This is a genomic window from Arthrobacter sp. V1I7, assembly GCF_030817015.1.
GTDB lineage: Bacteria > Actinomycetota > Actinomycetes > Actinomycetales > Micrococcaceae > Arthrobacter.
The window spans coordinates 4,201,207-4,218,240 of the sequence record NZ_JAUSYS010000001.1; the positions used below are offsets into that span (position 1 = coordinate 4,201,207).

General features: G+C 67.7%; 19 protein-coding genes and 1 pseudogene. 10 read left to right on the forward strand and 10 right to left on the reverse strand.

Features of this window, described 5'->3' with window-relative positions:
* The first annotated feature begins 153 nt into the window (after positions 1-153).
* Both QFZ69_RS19285 and QFZ69_RS19290 read left to right on the forward strand, forming a co-directional pair.
* Positions 154-1,644: an amino acid permease gene (locus QFZ69_RS19285; RefSeq protein WP_306913662.1), complete on the forward strand. Its 1,491-nt coding sequence runs from the start codon at positions 154-156 to the stop codon at positions 1,642-1,644.
* A gap of 8 nt (positions 1,645-1,652) precedes the next feature.
* On the forward strand, positions 1,653-2,306 hold the full coding sequence (locus QFZ69_RS19290; protein ID WP_306913663.1) for a LysE family translocator: 654 nt from the start codon (positions 1,653-1,655) through the stop codon (positions 2,304-2,306).
* 76 nt (positions 2,307-2,382) lie between these two features.
* Here QFZ69_RS19290 and QFZ69_RS19295 read toward each other — a convergent pair whose 3' ends face one another.
* Positions 2,383-3,132, reverse strand: a complete 750-nt coding sequence (locus QFZ69_RS19295; protein WP_306913665.1) for a 3-hydroxybutyrate dehydrogenase — start codon at positions 3,130-3,132, stop codon at positions 2,383-2,385.
* A 139-nt stretch (positions 3,133-3,271) separates the two neighbouring features.
* Between QFZ69_RS19295 and QFZ69_RS19300 the strand changes: the two genes are divergently transcribed.
* Positions 3,272-4,189 (forward strand): LysR family transcriptional regulator, encoded by a 918-nt coding sequence (locus QFZ69_RS19300; RefSeq protein WP_307000341.1) that lies wholly within the window; start codon positions 3,272-3,274, stop codon positions 4,187-4,189.
* Between the two features lie 28 nt (positions 4,190-4,217).
* On the opposite strand, the gene QFZ69_RS19305 is transcribed toward QFZ69_RS19300, so the two are convergent.
* Positions 4,218-5,126 (reverse strand): spermidine synthase, encoded by a 909-nt coding sequence (locus QFZ69_RS19305; RefSeq protein WP_306913667.1) that lies wholly within the window; start codon positions 5,124-5,126, stop codon positions 4,218-4,220.
* Between the two features lie 211 nt (positions 5,127-5,337).
* Between QFZ69_RS19305 and QFZ69_RS19310 the strand changes: the two genes are divergently transcribed.
* From QFZ69_RS19310 to QFZ69_RS19335, 6 genes are all read left to right on the forward strand, one after another.
* Entirely contained in the window at positions 5,338-6,192 is an 855-nt protein-coding gene (locus QFZ69_RS19310; protein WP_306913668.1) for a hypothetical protein, read from the forward strand.
* Positions 6,189-6,602 (forward strand): phage holin family protein, encoded by a 414-nt coding sequence (locus QFZ69_RS19315; RefSeq protein WP_306913669.1) that lies wholly within the window; start codon positions 6,189-6,191, stop codon positions 6,600-6,602. Before QFZ69_RS19310 ends, QFZ69_RS19315 begins: the two co-directional genes overlap by 4 nt.
* Before the next feature lie 18 nt (positions 6,603-6,620).
* Positions 6,621-7,250: a DUF3618 domain-containing protein gene (locus QFZ69_RS19320; RefSeq protein ID WP_306913670.1), complete on the forward strand. Its 630-nt coding sequence runs from the start codon at positions 6,621-6,623 to the stop codon at positions 7,248-7,250.
* Positions 7,251-7,333: 83 nt separating this feature from the next.
* Positions 7,334-8,485: a YihY/virulence factor BrkB family protein gene (locus QFZ69_RS19325; RefSeq protein WP_307000343.1), complete on the forward strand. Its 1,152-nt coding sequence runs from the start codon at positions 7,334-7,336 to the stop codon at positions 8,483-8,485.
* Between the two features lie 72 nt (positions 8,486-8,557).
* Complete coding sequence (locus QFZ69_RS19330; protein WP_306913671.1) at positions 8,558-9,502, forward strand: universal stress protein; 945 nt, start codon at positions 8,558-8,560, stop codon at positions 9,500-9,502.
* A 71-nt stretch (positions 9,503-9,573) separates the two neighbouring features.
* Positions 9,574-10,632, forward strand: coding sequence for a zinc-dependent alcohol dehydrogenase family protein (locus QFZ69_RS19335; protein ID WP_306913672.1), 1,059 nt, complete (start codon positions 9,574-9,576; stop codon positions 10,630-10,632).
* On the opposite strand, the gene QFZ69_RS19340 is transcribed toward QFZ69_RS19335, so the two are convergent.
* The 3 genes from QFZ69_RS19340 to QFZ69_RS19350 form a co-directional block, all read right to left on the reverse strand.
* Positions 10,604-11,611 carry a polysaccharide deacetylase family protein gene (locus QFZ69_RS19340; protein WP_306913674.1) on the reverse strand — a complete coding sequence of 336 codons (1,008 nt, stop codon included), beginning with the start codon at positions 11,609-11,611 and terminating at the stop codon, positions 10,604-10,606. The two genes, QFZ69_RS19335 and QFZ69_RS19340, sit on opposite strands and share 29 nt — an antisense overlap.
* A gap of 178 nt (positions 11,612-11,789) precedes the next feature.
* Positions 11,790-12,467 (reverse strand): O-methyltransferase, encoded by a 678-nt coding sequence (locus QFZ69_RS19345; protein WP_306913675.1) that lies wholly within the window; start codon positions 12,465-12,467, stop codon positions 11,790-11,792.
* Between the two features lie 151 nt (positions 12,468-12,618).
* Positions 12,619-12,993 carry a thiamine-binding protein gene (locus QFZ69_RS19350; RefSeq protein WP_306913676.1) on the reverse strand — a complete coding sequence of 125 codons (375 nt, stop codon included), beginning with the start codon at positions 12,991-12,993 and terminating at the stop codon, positions 12,619-12,621.
* A 133-nt stretch (positions 12,994-13,126) separates the two neighbouring features.
* Here QFZ69_RS19350 and QFZ69_RS19355 point away from each other — a divergent pair, with 133 nt between their 5' ends.
* The gene (locus QFZ69_RS19355) at positions 13,127-13,759 is read left to right on the forward strand and encodes a TetR/AcrR family transcriptional regulator (RefSeq protein WP_306913678.1); all 633 of its coding nucleotides are present in this window, start codon (positions 13,127-13,129) and stop codon (positions 13,757-13,759) included.
* A gap of 198 nt (positions 13,760-13,957) precedes the next feature.
* On the opposite strand, the gene QFZ69_RS19360 is transcribed toward QFZ69_RS19355, so the two are convergent.
* The 5 genes and pseudogenes from QFZ69_RS19360 to QFZ69_RS19380 form a co-directional block, all read right to left on the reverse strand.
* On the reverse strand, positions 13,958-14,269 hold the full coding sequence (locus QFZ69_RS19360) for an AzlD domain-containing protein (protein ID WP_306913680.1): 312 nt from the start codon (positions 14,267-14,269) through the stop codon (positions 13,958-13,960).
* Complete coding sequence (locus QFZ69_RS19365) at positions 14,266-15,018, reverse strand: AzlC family ABC transporter permease (protein ID WP_306913681.1); 753 nt, start codon at positions 15,016-15,018, stop codon at positions 14,266-14,268. Before QFZ69_RS19365 ends, QFZ69_RS19360 begins: the two co-directional genes overlap by 4 nt.
* Complete coding sequence (locus QFZ69_RS19370; protein WP_306913682.1) at positions 15,015-15,368, reverse strand: hypothetical protein; 354 nt, start codon at positions 15,366-15,368, stop codon at positions 15,015-15,017. Before QFZ69_RS19370 ends, QFZ69_RS19365 begins: the two co-directional genes overlap by 4 nt.
* 329 nt (positions 15,369-15,697) lie before the next feature.
* The gene (locus tag QFZ69_RS19375; protein WP_306913683.1) at positions 15,698-16,657 is read right to left on the reverse strand and encodes an IS481 family transposase; all 960 of its coding nucleotides are present in this window, start codon (positions 16,655-16,657) and stop codon (positions 15,698-15,700) included.
* Between the two features lie 256 nt (positions 16,658-16,913).
* Positions 16,914-17,033, reverse strand: a pseudogene (locus QFZ69_RS19380) (nucleoside deaminase); the annotation flags it as partial.
* Between the last annotated feature and the right edge of the window lies 1 nt (position 17,034).

Sequence of the window (17,034 nt, forward strand, 5' to 3'; positions counted from 1 at the left end):
CGGAGTCAATAGTGTTCGACATCGAGGATTTGGCCCACCACCGCCGCCCAGTCTGAAATCAAAGACACCATTTGCCCATGACACTGATCACAGCCCCGCCGGACATGGTCTGCTGGATAGCGATCCCCCTCCCAATGACGAGAAGGTATTCGCATGCAACAAGCCCAGACCGCCGCCGAGGCCGCACCCCCTTCAGCCCGGGCAACAGCCGGCAGAAGTATCGGCGCCGCCGCCGAGACCGTCCTGAATCGGGGGCTCAACGTCCGGCACATCCGCTTCATGGCCCTGGGATCGGCCATTGGCACGGGGCTGTTCTACGGCTCGGCCTCCGCGATCCAGAAGGCAGGCCCGGCCGTATTGTTCGCCTACATGATCGGCGGCGCGGCCGTCTTCATGGTGATGCGGGCCCTGGGCGAGATGGCGGTCCGGCACCCGGTGTCGGGCTCCTTCGGACAGTACGCAAGCCGCTACCTCGGCCCGCTGGCCGGCTTCGTCACCGGCTGGACCTACGTGTTCGAGATGGCGATCGTGGCCATCGCGGACGTCACCGCATTCAGCATCTACATGGGATTCTGGTTCCCCGCGGTGGAACGCTGGATTTGGGTGCTGGCCATCATCTTCTTCCTCGCGGCGTTGAACCTGCTCAGCGTGAAAGTCTTCGGCGAACTCGAATTCTGGTTCTCGCTGATCAAGGTCGTGGCAATCATCGCGATGATTGCCGGCGGGGCGGCCATCATCGTGTTCGGATTCCAGGCCGGCGGCGCCACGGTGGCCCCGGGTCTGGGCAATCTCGTGGAGCACGGCGGGCTGTTCCCCAACGGCTTCGAAGGACTCCTGGCCTCGTTCGCCGTCGTGATGTTCGCCTTCGGCGGGATCGAGACCATCGGCGTCACAGCCGGCGAGGCAGCCGACCCGAAGTCGGTCATTCCGAAGGCCGTCAACACCGTTCCGGTGCGGGTGCTGCTGTTCTACGTGCTGACCCTTGGCGTGCTGATGAGCCTGTTCCCGTGGAACGAGATCGGCACCAACGGCAGCCCGTTCGTGCAGATCTTCAGCGGCCTGGGCATTCCGGCCGCACCCCACATCCTCAACGCCGTGGTGATCACTGCCGCGCTGTCGGCGATTAACAGCGACATTTTCGGCGCCGGCCGGATCCTCTTCGGCCTGGCCCGGCAGGGGCACGCCCCCGCCAGTTTCGGCAAGGTCTCCCGCCACGGCGTGCCGTGGCTGACCGTTGTCATGATGGCCGCCATCCTGCTGGTGGGCGTGGTGCTGAACGCGGTGATCCCCGAGGACGTGTTCTTGCTGATCGCCTCGATCGCGACCTTCGCCACAGTTTGGGTCTGGGTCATGATCCTCGCCTCCCATGTCGCGATGAAGCGCGAGATCACCCGCAAGAATCTGCCGGCGTCGGAATTCCCCTCACCGTGGTGGCCGGCGGCATCCGTGCTGACCCTCGTCTTCATGGCCCTCGTCTTCGCGATCCTTGGCGCTTTTGAAGACACCCGGGTGGCGCTGTATGTGGGCGCGGTCTGGCTCGGGCTGCTGGTGGTTGCCTACCGGCTGCGGGTCCGCGGCCACGGCCGTGTCCGGGCCGAACTCGTGGACGAAACCGCTGGCGTGCAGGGGGCGGGCCGGAGTTAGGATCAGGCATGGTACCAGCCACAAACCTGCTCGCCTTCGCGATTGCGGCCTTCCTGCTCATTGCTGTTCCCGGGCCGAGCGTGCTGTTCGTGATCGGGCGGTCGCTGGCGCTCGGACGCAAGGGCGGACTGTTCAGCGTGCTGGGCAACGCCCTCGGCGAACTGCTGCAGATCGCCGCGGTGGCGCTGGGCGTCGGCGTGGTGTTGGCCCAATCCGTCCTGCTGTTCAGCGTCGTGAAGTTCGCCGGCGCGGCCTACCTCATCTACCTCGGCATCCAGGCCATCCGACACCGCGGAAGTGGGCCGGCGGCGGCAGACCCCTCGCGTTCGGCGTCCACCGTCCGCATGCTTCGGGAGGGCTTCATCGTCGGCGCCACGAACCCCAAATCGATTGTGTTCTTCGTGGCGGTGCTGCCGCAGTTTGTTGACTATGAAGCCGGCGCGATCCCGCTGCAGCTGGGCACCCTGGGCGCACTGTTCCTGTTGATTGCATTGGTTTCGGACAGTGCGTGGGCCTTCGCGGCCGGGACGGCACGCCACTGGTTCGCCAGTTCGCCGCGGAGGATTGCCGCCCTGGGCACCACGGGCGGTGTGATGATGATCGGGCTGGGCGGCACGCTGGCGCTTGTCGGGAACGCACCGGACCTTCAGCCCGGCAAGTAGGCCGCCGTCTCCTGCCGGTAATGACGCACCCTTCGCCCATGTCCGGCGCGAGCGGCGCGTCCGCAGAGCTGCAGGATCAGCGGGCGGACCAGCCGCCGTCCATGGTGTAGCTGGCGCCGGTGACCATACCGGCGTCGTCCGAGGCGAGCCAGGCCACCAGGGAGGCCACTTCCTCCGGCTCGACGAGGCGCTTAATGGCTGACTCGGTCAGCATGATCCTGGCGAGCACCTCGGACTCCGGGATCCCGTGCACCTTCGCCTGGTCCGCGATCTGGGTCTCCACCAGGGGCGTCCGGACGTAGCCGGGGTTGATGCAGTTGGACGTGACGCCGTGCGCGCCGCCCTCGAGTGCGGTGACTTTGCTCAGCCCCTCCAGGCCGTGCTTGGCGGAGACGTAGGCGCTCTTGAACGGCGAGGCGCGCAGGCCGTGCACGGAGGACAGGTTGATGATCCGGCCGAAACCGTTGGCGTACATGTGTGGCAGGGCGGCGCGGATCAGCAGGAACGGGGCCTCGAGCATGAGCGTGATGATGCGGCGGAAGTCCGCCGGATCAAAATCCTCAATGGGGCTGACCCGCTGGATGCCGGCATTGTTGACGAGGATATCGCAGTCCAGGCTCAGGGTCTGGAGGGCCTCGACGTCGAGCAGGTCGATCGCCCAGGCGGTGCCGCCCACTTCGTCGGCCAGGGCCGAAGCCGCTGCTTCGTCGACGTCGGCGATCGTCACCTTGGCGCCGCGCGCCGCCAGGGCACGGACGCTGGCGGCACCGATCCCGCCGGCTCCGCCCGTGACGAGGGCCTTGCGGCCGTTCAAGCTGCTCTCCATGTCTGCACTCCTCAGTTCGCGTCAATAACGGCCCAGGCGAGGCAGGATGCACGGCACTGAGCAGCTTCACTGAGTATTGCTGCAGAAAGCGGGCGATTCAATGGTCAAACCGGCACCCCTTGTGTGCAGAATTGCAGATATGAAGGCAAACCCCGACGACCTGCTCGTGCTGCTGGCCGTCGCCCGTTCCGCAAAGTTCACGACGGCGGCCCAGACTTTGGGGCTGAACCACACGACCGTCTCCCGCCGGATCGCGGCCCTGGAGAAGGCGCTGGGCGGCCGGGTGCTGTCCCGGGCCGCGGGGGGCTGGGAGCTTACGGACCTCGGGGTTGAAGCCGCGCAGGTGGGAGAGCGGGTGGAGGAAGCCGTCCGGGCGCTCGAACAGACCGGCCGCACGCCGGACCCGATCACCGGCGTCGTCCGGATGACCGCAACCGACGGCTTCAGCGCCTACATCGCGGCGCCCGCGGTCGCCCGGCTCCGCCGTGAGCACCCCGGTCTCAGCGTCGAGATCATCACGGTGACCCGGCGGGCGCTCCAGCAGCGCTCCGGCCTGGATATTGAAGTGGTGGTGGGAGAGCCCCAGGTGCACCGGGCCGCGGCGGCGCGGCTCGGCGAATACATGCTCGGGATGTATGCCTCCCGCGACTATCTGGCGGAATATGGCACCCCGGCGACGGCGGAGGAGCTGACGGCCCATGCCCTCGTGTACTTCGTCGATTCCATGCTCCAGGTGGACGATCTGGACGCGCCGCGCCGGCTGGTGCCGAGCATGCGGGAAGGGCTGAGCTCCACGAACGTCTTTGTCCACGTGGAGGCGACGCGCGCCGGTGCCGGGATCGGCTTCCTGCCCTGCTTCGCGGCGGATCTGCACCCGGATCTCGTTCGGCTGCTCCCTGAGGAGTTTGCCGAGCTGCTGCCGTATTGGATGGTGTTGCGCCCCGATTCCATGCGCCGTCCGGCGGTGGCTGCTGTGGCGCAGGCGCTGCGGCAACAGACCGCAAACCACCGCGAGGCACTGATGGGCCGGGGCGGGAACTCACCGGCTGCTCCGTAACCGCCGCTCTGAGGCAGCAAAAGGGCCGTCACGGAGCAATCGACGGGGTTACGGGGTCGCGCCGGACGGGGGCACCGGCGGCGAAGGCGCGGACCCTGGCATCGTTCCAGATATGGGCCGGCATCGCACCGCCCAGCAGCCGGCGCGCCAGCCGGGGGTCGTCCTCGAACGGAAGATCGCTGCCGACCATGACCATGTTGCCGTAGCGCCGGCCCTTGAGCATCGCCGGGTCCGCAATGATCATGGTGTGCTTGAAGGCCTCCGCGATGGTAGCCGCGTCCTCCCGCGCATTCCTCAAATCGGGGGCATCGCCGGAATTGACGGCATAGATCCCGCCGGGCGCCAGGACCCGCTTGGCATGCGCGGTGAATTCCCGCGTGGTCAGCGGCCGGGGCGTGACCGAGCCGGCGAAGACATCGCGGATGATGACGTCGCGGGTCTCCGGGGTCAGGCTTTCGGTGACCTCCCGCGCCTCCCCCACGCGCAGCCGCAGCAGCGGGGCCTTGGGCAGATCAAACCAACCGCGGACGTACTCGGCGAGCTTGCCGTCCAGCTCCACGACCACCTGGCGGGCCTCCGGGTAGGCGGCATGGAAGTAGCGCGCCAACGAGCATGCTCCCCCGCCGAGGTGAAGGGCGCGCAGCTTCGGCCTCGTGTCCGGGGGCCAGCGCGATTCCACCAGTGCCGCGATCCAGCGCATGTACTCGAAGTCAAGGAACAGCGGATCGGCCAGATCGATGTGGGAGCTCATCACGCCGTTGATGCGCAGCAACCAACCGGTGGAATTATCCTGGTCCGGGATCAGCTCACAGTCGCCGGTGTCGATGTAGTAGACGCCCTCAACCGGGCCGTCCGGGCGGCTTCCCTTGGACACCTCCACGACACCCGGCGTCGCCTGTCCGGCATTCCGGCTGGCCGCCCTGCCCCGCTTCGCCATCAGCCGTCCGCCGTTTTCCTCATCCTTTAACCCTAGTTCACCGGGCTGCCCGGCCGGAGCGGCGCCCGGCGGCAAACTCCCCCCGTCATCAGGCAGCTCGCAAAAAGAACAACAAGGGTACTTACTATTCAATAGTAACCATGCTTACTATTGGTACTCCAGCATTGCTGGTTTGCGATCAGCATCCGATCTTCTTGGAAAGAGAGCGAAGATGACAGAGAACCAATGGCACCAGGACGGGAGCCTCGGCACCCCTCCGGCTACCCAGCAGACTCCCGTCCGGCCGGCATCGACCTTTCCCGCCGGCACGGGCGCCGGAACACCGCTTGGCGCGTCCGCGGGTGCAGGCTCCAAGAAGGATGCCGCCAAGGACGAAGCCGCGGAAGTAACCCGCCAGGCCGCCGACGCGGCCCAAAATGTTGCAGAGACGGCGAAAACGGAAGCCGCCAACGTCGCGGCCGAGGTCAAGACAAACGCCAGGGACCTCCTGCACCAGGCCAAAACTGATCTCACCGACCAGGCCGGCACGCAGCAGCAGAAGGTCGCCGAGGGCCTGCGTTCCTTCTCGACCGAGCTGCACTCCATGGCCTCGGCTTCCGATCAGCCCGGGGTCGCCAGCGACCTCGTGCGCCAAGCCGCCGAGCGGTCTTCCGCCGTCGCGTCCTGGCTTGACGGACGCGATCCCGGTTCGCTGCTGACAGAAGTAAAGTCGTACGCGCGCCAGCGTCCCGGCACGTTCCTGCTGCTCGCGGCCGGTGCAGGCGTACTGGCCGGACGGCTGAGCCGGAGCCTCTCCGCGGGCGCTCCCGAAACGACGGGCACCGCATCGGGCGCTTCGGTCTCCCGGGTTCCGGATACCGGGACGGCAGTCCCCCCGCCGTCCGTGCAGCTGCCGGCTCCGGCAACGACGACGGCGAGCGCAGCCGACACGTACCCGCCCAACCCACTGGACTCCGACCCGGGCGCCGGCGGCCGGCAGGACCGGTGGGGCTCTGAGCCGGTGGTCCCCGATCCGTTCCGCACCGACCCGCCCCGCGACGACCCCTTTGACAGTGGCCGTCGATGAGCAGCGAGGTGCCTCCCACAGCCGCGCGGGCCAAGGCCGAAACATCGTCCCTGGGTGAGCTCCTCGGCGACGTGGCACAGGACGTGTCCACCCTGATGCGGCAGGAAGTCGAGCTGGCCAAGATCGAGCTCAAACTGTCCGCCACACGGGCCGGCAAGGGCAGCGGAATGCTCGCCGGCGCCGGCGTCGCGGGTCACTTCGTACTGCTGTTCCTCTCCCTGGCGCTCTGGTGGGCGCTCGGAGGGCTGATGGGACTGGGCTGGTCCGGCGTTGTTGTCGCCATCATCTGGTGCATCGTTGCAGCCGTCCTGGCCTCGACCGGCCGCAAGGAGCTCAAGGCGGTCAAGGGCCTGCCCCAGACTGTCGGGACCGTGCAGGAAATTCCCCCCACGCTCAAGCCCAGCTCTTAGATCCAGCGAGGAAACAGTATGAGTGAAAACCCTGATGTCATCCGAGCACATATCGAAGCAACCCGCGCGCGCCTCGGCACGAACATCGACGCAGTGGTGGACAAGGCCACGCCGTCGCACATCGTCCAACGGCAAAGTGACAAAGTGACAAAGTCCGTCAAGGACGCCGTCTTCGGAGTAAAGGAGAAAGTCATGGGAGCAGCCGACCACGCAGCCGGTAACGTGCATTCCGCCGCGGGCAGTGCCGGTTCGCACCTTGGCGACGCCGGCTCCGCGATTGGGAACGTCGGCTCCGCGATTGGGGACGCTCCGACCCAGGTCAGGGCCAAAGCCCAGGGCAACCCGCTGGCAGCGGGTCTGATCGCGTTCGGGGCAGGCCTGCTGGTCTCGTCCCTGATTCCGGCCAGCCAGAAGGAGCGCGAAGCCGCCGAGGCGCTCAAGACGACCGCGGAACCGCTCACGACGGAACTCACCGACGCCGCCAAGAACATCGCCGAGGGGCTCAAGGAGCCCGCCCAGGCGGCCGTGGAAAACGTCAAGGCAACCGCCGCGGACGCCACCGAGCATGTCAAGGCCGAGGGCCAGGGCGCTGTGGCCGACGTGAAGGACAAAGCTGCGGACGCCAAGGACACCGTCCAGCAGGCTTAAGCACGCAGGATCCGGCCGGCCGCCCTGCGGGAACGTGACGGGCGGCCGACCGCTGCACTGAAAACCCCTAAAGGATGGTCCCCATGGCAACGAACGACGCCGAGCACGCCCCTACCGACGCGGAAACCGAGGACAGCAGCACCGCCAAGGCCCGCACGGCGCCTGCCCCGGACGACTCCCGCAAGCCGGACAGCCCCACGGATGTCACCAAACCCTCGTGGAAGTACATCGCGAAGAAGACGCTGCGCGAATTCACCAAGGACCAGTGTCCCGACCTCGCCGCGGCCCTGACCTACTACGCGGTCCTCTCGCTCTTCCCGGCGCTCCTGGCCCTGGTGTCGCTGTTGGGCATCTTCGGCCAGGCCGAGAGGACCACTGGCGCGCTCCTGGAGATCGTCCAGGGCTTCGCCCCGGCTGACACGGTGGAAGCCATCCGCGAGCCGATCCAGAAGCTCAGCAGCTCCTCCGCTGCCGGTTTAACCCTGGTGGTCGGCATCCTCATGGCCCTCTGGTCAGCCTCCGGCTACGTCGCGGCGTTTGCACGGGCGACGAACCGGGTCTACGAAATCGACGAAGGCCGGCCGTTCATCAAGTTCCGGGGCACCATCGTTGGCGTCACCATCGTCAATCTGCTGATCGTCATCGTGCTGGCCGCCATGCTGGTCCTCACCGGGCCGGTGGCGGAGTCCGTCGGCAACGTGATCGGTTTGGGCGGGGCCTTCCTGACCCTCTGGAACATCGTGAAATGGCCGGTCATGGTGGTCCTTGTCGTGCTGGCGATCGCCATCCTTTACTACGCCAGCCCGAACGTGAAACAGCCCAAATTCCGTTGGATGAGCCCGGGGTCATTCATCGCCTTGGTGATCTTCCTGCTGGCCTCGCTCGGCTTCGCGCTGTACGTGGCCAACTTCAGCAGCTACAACGAGACCTACGGGACGATCGGCGGCGTCATCGTGTCACTCCTGTGGCTCTGGATCCTGAACATGTCACTGCTGTTCGGTGCCGAGTTCGACGCCGAGATGGAACGTGGCCGCCAGCTCCAGGCCGGCATCCAGGCCGAGGAAACCATCCAACTGCCGCCCCGTGACACCAAGAAGAGCGACAAACTGCAGGAAAAGGAAGAGGAAGACATCCGTCACGGCCGCGAGCTGCGTGAACAACACGGCGACACCGACGGGGATACCGGCCGGAAGGATGCCACGAACCGGCGCGACTCGCGGGACCAAAGCCCCTAGCCCCGCCGGGCATGGTGCGGTCTACTGGGGCCAGATCCGGCGGTCAGCGCCGGCTGACCCGGGAGGAAGCAGTTGGCACCTGCAGCAGGGCAGGGGCGCGGCACGGTGGCCGTGGGCTACGACGGGTCCGAGGCCGCGCAGCAGGCGGTCCGGTGGGCCGCCGAGTACGCGGCCACCCTGCAGTCCCCGCTCCGCGTTGTGCACGCCTGGGTCTGGCCCGTCTTCACCAAGAACCTCGGGCCGGTTAAAGGCGTGGAAGGCAGCGGGCTGCGGCATTCCGCCGAAACCATCCTTGCGGAAGGCGTCGAGCTCGCCCGTCAGGCCTACCGACCGCTCGCGGGCGTGGTCCCGGGCGCCTCACCGGAGGTAAGTGCCGCCGTCCCGGCCGACGCCGGTGCCGACGGCAGTGCCGACGGCGGTGCCGACGCTGCCGCCGTCGACGGCGTCATGGAAGCCGGGCTACCGGCGCCGGTTCTCCGGAGCGCCACCTGGGATGCCCGCCTCCTGGTGATCGGCAGCCGAGGCATCGGCGGCATACTTGGGCAGCTGGCGGGCTCCGTCTGCCTGGATCTGGCCGGCTCCTCGCCCTGCCCGCTGATTGCCATCCGTCGTCCGCGCAGCCCCGGTAGGCCAGTCGTCGTGGGTATCGACGGGACGTCACGGAGTTCAGCGGCCCTGGCCGGCGCCGTCCATCTGGCGACCACGCTCGGTACCTCCCTGCAGCTGATCCACATCGACAAATCCCGCGGAGGGGACCGTGACGAGCATGGCCGTCACACCCCGCTCCAAGGCCAGGAAGTGCTGGACCATGCCTTGGCTGAAGCACGGGAGCTGGCTCCGGAGTTGGCGGTCTCGGGCACGCTGGTCCACGGCCGCGCCGCATCCAAGGAGCTGCTGGCGGCAGCAGGCGAGGCAGACGTACTGGTAATCGGAACGCATAACCGGGAGGGCGGCCCCGGCAACACTGTTTCCGCTGTGCTGCACAAGGCGCGCTGCAACGTGCTGATTACGCGCTGACGCCAGACCCGGACGTGTTCCTAAAGGCCCCGGGTGCGCAGAGACGGAATGCGCGAGAAGAGGAGTGCGTGGTGCGAGCTTGGCGGGTGGTCCGGCCGGGACCGATCAGGACGAGTCCGCTCGCCGTCGCGGAGTGCCCTGACCCCCGCCCGGGTCCCGGCGAAGTGCTGCTGAGGGTCCGGGTCTGCGGGGTGTGCCGTACGGACCTGCACCTGGCCGTGGGCGATCTGGCGCCGAAGCACGACGGGACGATTCCCGGGCACGAAGTCGTTGGCGAAGTACTCCAGTGCGGGCCGCGCGCCAAACGGTTCAAACGGGGTGAGCGCGTCGGCGTGGCATGGCTGGGCGGGACCTGCGGCTCCTGCCGATTTTGCCTGCGCGGGCAGGAAAACCTCTGTCTGAACCCGACCTTCACCGGGTGGGACCGGAACGGCGGGTATGCCGAGCTGGTCACCGTGGCCGAGAAGTTCGCCTACCGCATTCCGGAGGTCTTCTCGGATCAGGAGGCCGCACCACTGCTCTGCGCCGGCATCATCGGGTACCGCGCCCTGCTCCGGGCGGACCTGCCCATCGGCGGCCGGTTGGGGATCTATGGTTTCGGCGGGTCCGCACACCTGGCCGCCCAGATCGCCCTCTACCAGGGCGCCCGCCTGTATGTCATGACCCGGTCGGAGAACGCCCGGCGTCTTGCCCTGGAACTGGGCGCGACGTTCGCCGGCGGCGCGGAGGAGGACCCGCCGGACCCGCTGGACGCCGCGATCCTGTTCGCACCGGCCGGCAGCCTGGTGCCGGTGGCACTGCGTGCCTTGGACCGTGGCGGGACCCTCGCGGTCGCCGGCATCCACTTGAGCGACATTCCGCCGCTGAACTACGCCCGGGAACTGTTTCAGGAACGCCAAGTCCGCAGCGTCACGGCCAACACCCGTGCCGACGGCGAGGAGTTCTTCCGCATCGCCGCGGAGATCCCGCTCCGGCCCGCCACCGTGACCTACCCTTTTTCCGCCGCGGATCAGGCTCTGCTGGATCTCGCGGAGGGCCGCATCACCGGTGCCGCCGTGTTGCAGATCGCTGAACCGGTCCAGCTGCGCGGCCAGCGGACCGCTAGTCAAGCACGGCATCAAGGGCGGTGAAGCCGTAGCCGGCCTGCTGGATTCGGCTGATGATCTGGCTGAGGGCGTCGGCGTCGAGCGTGGTTCCGTCACTGGGGTTGGACCCGATGTGCATGAGGACAATCTCCCCCGGTTGGAGCTGCGCGAGGACCCGGTCCGCCACAATCTGCGCCGTGATCCCACCGCTGGTGCCTTTCCATCCCAGCGTGTCCACGGTCCAGCGGACCGGCAGGTAGCCGAGCCTGTTCACCGTGGCAATGGTCCGGGCATCGCGTTCGCCGAAGGGAAACCGGAACAACGGCCGGGGATCGCTGCCGGCCGCCTGGATGGCCTGCTGCGCCCGGATCAGCTGGTCCCCGATCGCAGCATCCGGAAGTCCGGTGAAGCCCGGATGCGTCATCGAGTGGTTGCCCAGCCGGTGTCCGCCGGCCATGATCGTGGCGACTCCCGCCGGGTTGGAGCTGGCCCAGCTGCCGGTCAGGAAGAATGTGCCGCGGACGCCGGTGGTCGCGAGCGTCTGCAGGATCCCGGACAGCCCGGCAGAATTGCCTCCGGCGTCGAACGTCAAAGCCACCACCCGTCCGGCGCCGGGGATGACTTCGAGGTCCCGGCCGGCAAGCTCTGCGGGAAACGGCGCCCCGGGGACGGGCGGCGCCGGGGCGGGAGACGCCGGACCGGGAACCACTGGTCCGGGAGGTAGCGGCGCGGGCGGCTGCACAGGCGGAACGGGAATCGGCTCTGCCGGGATCGGCGGCGTCGGCGCCGGTTCGGCGGGGGTTGAACCGTTTGGGTCCGAAGTTCGGGTTTCCGACGGAGCCGCGCCGGCGGACGCACCCGGGGTCAAGGTGCTGGCGTTACCGGGGGTCGTGGCCGGAGCCGCTGGCCCGGCGGCCGGAGGACGTGCGGCAAAGATGAGCGCCAGGACCACCCCCGCTGCCGCCAGCGCTATGGCGGCCCCCACGGCCACGAGGCGGCGCTGGTCGGAGAAAATCGACCCCATGGTTAACGGTGGCACCACGGCCCGGGCCGGACTAGGGCAGAAAGGCCCGCCGCGGCGCGTGCGGCGGTCGGCGGGGGCGGCCCGCAGTAAATCCGAGCATACTGAACACTTCGCTGTGGGCTGGGCGCCGGGGAACCACACGCGGCTGCCGGCGGCGCAAATCGGGGGGACAGTCCGCCTAGCGGACCAGCGCCAGGGCGAAGCCGTCCCAGCCTTTCGAGCCCACGGTCTGGATGACGGTCCCGTCCAGCCTCGGATCCTCGCCCATCATCGTCAACGCGCTGATGATGCCCGGCGCGTTGACGGGATCGAGGTCAGCGTCCAGCAGCGCGCCTTCCCAGACCACGTTGTCCATCACCACCGTGGTGCCGGGCCTGCCGAGTCGGATGGCCCAGTCCAGATAGTGGGCATTGTTTTCCTTGTCCGCGTCGATGAAGACGAAGTCGAACGGCTCGGCACCTTCATCCTGGAGCGCCTGCAGCGTGTCCAGCGCGGCACCGACCCTAACCTCCACCTTGGAGCCAAATCCGGCTTCGTCGAGGTTTGCGCGGGCCACCTCGGCATGCCTGGGCAGGTATTCGCAGCTGACCAGCCTGCCGCCGTCGGGCAGGCCCTGTGCCATCCAGATGGTGCTGAACCCGGCCAGGGTGCCGATCTCCAGCACGCGGCGGGAACCGGAGAGCTGGACCAGCAGCTTGAGCAGCTTGCCCGCATTGGGCGCGACTTCAATGGGCGGCATGCCCGCTTCAAGGGCGCTCGTCACGGCGCGTTCGAGGGAGCCGTCCGGACGGACCACGAGTTCGGTCACGAAGTCCTCGACGGCGGTCCAGCGTGGTGTGGTCTGATGCTCGATCATGCCCCAGTCTTACAGTTCGCCACTCCGGGCGGTAGCGTCCGGGCGGTCACATCAGGAGGCCGCGTCGGCGGGGCTAGCGTCCGCGGGGTAGCTTCCGGGCGGTCGCGTCGGGCGGTCGCGCCGGCGGGGCTAGCGTCTGCGTGGCCTGGCTTTAGCCCTGGTCGGTTGCCGCGGCGTCGCCGATCGCCATTTCCAGTCGTTCCAGCTTGCCCGTCAGTTCCCCCGCGTAGCCCGGTCGGATGTCCGCCTTGATCACCAGCGAGACCCGGCTGCCGTAACGGCCCACGGCCTCCGTGGCGCGCTTAACCACCGCGAAGACTTCGTCCCACTCGCCCTCGATGGTGGTGAACATGGAGTCGGTATGGTTGGGCAGCCCGGACTCCCGGACGATCCGCACCGCCTCCGCGACGGCGTCGTGGACCGAGGCTTCGTCTGCCGCGGCAGAGGGGACTGAGGGCGCGGCAGACGATGTGTCCGCCGTGGTCATGGGCCGGCCTGAGGGTGCGACAGAGAATGCGAGCAACATGGCTCCAGTCTGCCATGTTGTCCAGGGCCGCCGGGTGCCGGGGGGGGAGCCCGGTTGGGCACGGAAACCGTCATCTTGGCTGTTACCGGCCAGTATCACCTTTACTCAACCCTCGCGTTGCTACCCTAGGCAAATGAACCGGGCAGTAGAAGGCAGGCCGCTCCGCGCTGACGCGGCGCGGAACGTGGACAAGATCATCACTGCGGCCCGGACCTGTTTCCGCGAGCACGGGCCGGAAGTCCCGCTCCAGACCATCGCAGTCACGGCAGGCGTCGGCCCGGCCACGCTGTTCCGCAATTTCGCGGACAAGGAAGAACTGGTGCTCGCGGCGCTGAACCGGCAGCTCCGGCGCCTGGTTGACCCTGTCATCGACGATGCCCTGGCCGGCCCGGATGCGGCGGACGGCCTCTTCCGCGTGATCAATGCAGTGATGGGCGTCGCCAGCGAGGAAGCCAACCTGCTCGGCGCCGTCGCCGGCCGGCGCGGGCTGCTGACCGGCATCACCGGTGAACTGTTCGAATCCGTGGCCGTGCTGCTGGGGCGGGGCCAGGGCCAGGGATCCCTCCGCAGCGACATTTCCATGACCGACCTGATCCGGCTGCTCGCCATGCTGATCGGCGCCGTGGACACCATGGAGGCCGGATCGGACGCCTGGCGCCGGCCCGTCGCCCTGGTGGAGGACGCCATCCGCACCGACCGGCCCGACCGGCCCCTGCCGCCACAGTCGCCGTTGCCCGGCACCGCCTTCGACGCCATCCTCGGCTAGCGCCGATGCCTTGGGACATGATCGCCGCGGTCGTCGGCGGGCTGCTCCTCATTCTCCGGCTTGCCGGGCTGGGCGCCCCGCGGCAGGGCGGGAATGCTTCCACCTGACGTCCGGCCGCCAACGGACGAGGACCGTCAGAAGAGGACGACGCCGGCCGGAATCTTCGCCTCAAAATTGCGGCCGAGCCGGTTGCGAAAGTCAGTTCCAGCCCAGCAACCGCAGTCCGGCGGCGGCGCCTGCCCCTGCCAGCACCACCACGAGGAACGGCGCCCGGAAACACAAGGCGACACCGGCCGCTCCCAGCGCCCCCAGGCGGGCATCCAGCGCCAACGACTGACCCGACGCCATGGCGTTCACGATGGTCAGGGACGCCAGCAGGCCGATGGTCATGGTGCCGGCAATCCGGGACATGCGCGGATCGCGGAGCAGGCTGGCGGGGACGAGGTAGCCCAGCAGTTTCCAGGCGTAGCCCAGCAGGCAGGCCAGCAGCAGCCAGAGCCACAGGTTCATCGGGTGTCTCCGGAAGTGCGGGATGAAGGATGGGCAGGGTGATGCCCGGTATAGGGGTCCACGTCGGGTTCCAGGCCTTCGTCACTGCGGCCATGGCTCAGCCAGCCGATTCCGGCCGCCACGACGGCGGCCACCAGGATCGGCACCCCGGCGGGCACGAACGGGACGGCCAGCACGGTGGCCAGGGCACATACGACGGCGATCGCCACCGGTTCGCGGCCCTTCAGCCGCGGCCAGAGCAGGCCCAGGAACGCCGCCACCGCAGCGCCGTCGAGACCCCACTGCTTGGGGTCCCCCAAAGCGGCCCCCGCGAGCGCGCCGACGGCGGTGAACAGGTTCCAGAGGAGAAAGATGCCGACGCCGGCAGTCCAGAAACCGCGCTTCTGCTCTAGTGGATCCGTCTGTCCGGTGCTGGTGGCGGTGGACTCGTCGATCGTCACGTGGGCAGCAGCGAACCTGAGCCAGCCGCGCGGCCGAAGCAGGGCGTTGATCTGCATCCCGTAGATCCCGTTACGCATACCCAGCAACGTGGCGGCCCCCATCGCGGCGACGCCGGAGCCGCCTCCGGCCACCACGCCGATGAAAGCGAACTGCGAGCCGCCGCTGAAGAGCAGCAGGCTCAGCGCCATGGTCTGCCAGAAGTCCAGCCCCGAGGTGACCGACAAGGCACCAAAGGACACGCCATAAAGACCGGTGGCAATGCTGATAGACAGCCCCACCCGCACCGCCGGGGACTGCAGGAGCTTCACCGCCGCCGTCCCGGGGCCGAGATCCGCAGGGCGTCGACGTGCCCTGCCACGAACAGTGTGAAGATGGCGGCGGCGCAGCCGGCCGCCGCGTGGCGCGTGGCCGGAATCAGGAGTCCGACGGCGCAGCCGACTTCGAGCAGACCGCTCGCGGCTACCCATTCCTCCCGGGACAGCATGGCAAACGGACCGTTGGCTCGCTCGCCGGAGTCGTCCCGGCACAGGAAGTCCGGCACCATCGGGCTGAAGAACTCCGGTTCCCGGAAGTGTTTCCCGGCGCTGGCCAGCAGCAATGCGCTGAGGGCAGCCGCGGAAAGTGTCTGGGTGGCCCGGCCGGCCCAGCGAAATGGCATGGACCAACTCAATCACAGCCGCAGAACGTGCAGAAACCAGCGGGGGTTGCGCCGACGACGCCTGGCTGCCGGAGTGCCAGCAACTCGGCCTAGGCCCGCCTGAGTCCCGAAGCTTCCCGTTTCGAGCTTGGTGATCTGCTCCCAAGTCCGGCTCATAGCAGCGGGCCTGATCGAATCAGCCGGATACGGGAAGGTGAACTTCGCCGTTCCCGGCCTGCGCCAGTACCTCCGAGGCTGAAGTTCACCAGCCGCGGCTCCCCGCAGGCAAGCCACTCTCCCATGCATCGTCGCGACTCAACCGATAGCGGATCTTCCGTCAACTAGATGTATTACCCACGGAGGTTGGTGACACGGCTGGCGGGTGGTTGACCCTTGAGTGAGGTGTGGCCTCGGTTGTGATTGTAGTGGTGCAACCAGGCGGGGAAAGCGGCAACACGCTCGGCCTCTGATGCGTAGGGCTTCGCGTAGGCCCATTCGTCGAGCATGGTGCGGTTGAACCGCTCAACCTTTCCGTTGGTCTGGGGGCGATAGGGGCGCGTGCGTTTGTGCTTGATGTCCGCACCGAGAGCCTGGGCGAAGACGCGGGAGCGGTAGCAGGAGCCGTTATCTGTCAAGACCCGGCTCACCGTGATCCCGGCGGCGTTGAAGGCAGCGTTTGCCCGTTCCCAGAAGCCGGCGGCGGTTTTTTTCTTCTCGTCAGAGAGGATCTCGGTGTAGGCAAAGCGGGAGTGGTCATCGACTGCGTTATGCAGGTAAGCGTAGCCGGGCCTGCGGTTGGCGTTTGTGCCGGTCTTGTTCCGGTTCCCCGCGGCCCGGCCGGTCACGCGGTGTCCGCCGCCGTCAGGAATCCGGCCGAGTTTCTTGATGTCCACGTGGACCATGTCCCCGGGGTTCTGGTGCTCGTAGCGGCGGATCACCCTGCCCGTGGCCCGGTCCAGCCACGACAGCCTGGCAAGCCGGTACCGGGAGAGGACCTTGTGCACGGTGGACGGGTGGATACCGAGCAGGTAACCGATCCTCGCCGGCCCCCAGCGGCGGTTGACCCGCAGCGCGATGATTCGTCGTTCCCGCCGGGCAGGAGTGCGGCGCGGGGACCGGGACGGCCGGCTGGAGAGGTCCTCCATGCCGTCTTCGCCCAGCTCCCGGTAGCGGCTGGCCCAGCGCGCCGCGGTCGGGACGGAGACCTGAAAACGTTCTGCAGCCCGACGTAACGGCCAGCCGTCCTCGACAATGCACTTTGCCAGCTCGATCCGTCCCCTGCGGGCGAGAAAAGCATTAGGGTGGGACATTGAAGACCTCCGTTTGTGGAATTGGACTCTAGACAAGCCCCACTCCACTCGGAGGTCTTCTTCATGTCACCACACCACGCCGACCGTCACTAACGTCTGTGGTTAATACAACTAGATGGCGAACAGGGGAGTGGCCGCCAAGGCGAGATAAAATCCTGCGTTCGGCTGCATCTCGCTTCGCCCCTGTACCGGCCACTACTGGGAAGACCGTGGAAACATCCAGACCTGTCCATAGCCGGTGAGTTACTCCCGGGATGTCCCGGTAACTCTTCTGCCGGCCGGCCGCACGAAGTGCGGACATTTCCCCGTGCGCGATGGGGTCCCCGTTTTGGACTCGTTCGTTGTGTCCACTCGCGATGACCACACCGTCACGCGCG

Bases quoted from the DNA above. Each gene is read 5' to 3' on its own strand.
- QFZ69_RS19375 (WP_306913683.1), bottom strand. From the start codon at position 16,657: ATGTCCCACCCTAATGCTTTTCTCGCCCGCAGGGGACGGATCGAGCTG.
- QFZ69_RS19295 (WP_306913665.1), bottom strand. From the start codon at position 3,132: ATGGAGAGCAGCTTGAACGGCCGCAAGGCCCTCGTCACGGGCGGAGCC.
- QFZ69_RS19360 (WP_306913680.1), bottom strand. From the start codon at position 14,269: ATGAACCTGTGGCTCTGGCTGCTGCTGGCCTGCCTGCTGGGCTACGCC.
- QFZ69_RS19285 (WP_306913662.1), top strand. From the start codon at position 154: ATGCAACAAGCCCAGACCGCCGCCGAGGCCGCACCCCCTTCAGCCCGG.
- QFZ69_RS19320 (WP_306913670.1), top strand. From the start codon at position 6,621: ATGAGTGAAAACCCTGATGTCATCCGAGCACATATCGAAGCAACCCGC.
- QFZ69_RS19305 (WP_306913667.1), bottom strand. From the start codon at position 5,126: ATGGCGAAGCGGGGCAGGGCGGCCAGCCGGAATGCCGGACAGGCGACG.
- QFZ69_RS19325 (WP_307000343.1), top strand. From the start codon at position 7,334: ATGGCAACGAACGACGCCGAGCACGCCCCTACCGACGCGGAAACCGAG.
- QFZ69_RS19350 (WP_306913676.1), bottom strand. From the start codon at position 12,993: ATGTTGCTCGCATTCTCTGTCGCACCCTCAGGCCGGCCCATGACCACG.
- QFZ69_RS19345 (WP_306913675.1), bottom strand. From the start codon at position 12,467: ATGATCGAGCATCAGACCACACCACGCTGGACCGCCGTCGAGGACTTC.
- QFZ69_RS19340 (WP_306913674.1), bottom strand. From the start codon at position 11,611: ATGGGGTCGATTTTCTCCGACCAGCGCCGCCTCGTGGCCGTGGGGGCC.
- QFZ69_RS19355 (WP_306913678.1), top strand. From the start codon at position 13,127: ATGAACCGGGCAGTAGAAGGCAGGCCGCTCCGCGCTGACGCGGCGCGG.
- QFZ69_RS19315 (WP_306913669.1), top strand. From the start codon at position 6,189: ATGAGCAGCGAGGTGCCTCCCACAGCCGCGCGGGCCAAGGCCGAAACA.
- QFZ69_RS19310 (WP_306913668.1), top strand. From the start codon at position 5,338: ATGACAGAGAACCAATGGCACCAGGACGGGAGCCTCGGCACCCCTCCG.
- QFZ69_RS19300 (WP_307000341.1), top strand. From the start codon at position 3,272: ATGAAGGCAAACCCCGACGACCTGCTCGTGCTGCTGGCCGTCGCCCGT.
- QFZ69_RS19370 (WP_306913682.1), bottom strand. From the start codon at position 15,368: ATGCCATTTCGCTGGGCCGGCCGGGCCACCCAGACACTTTCCGCGGCT.
- QFZ69_RS19290 (WP_306913663.1), top strand. From the start codon at position 1,653: ATGGTACCAGCCACAAACCTGCTCGCCTTCGCGATTGCGGCCTTCCTG.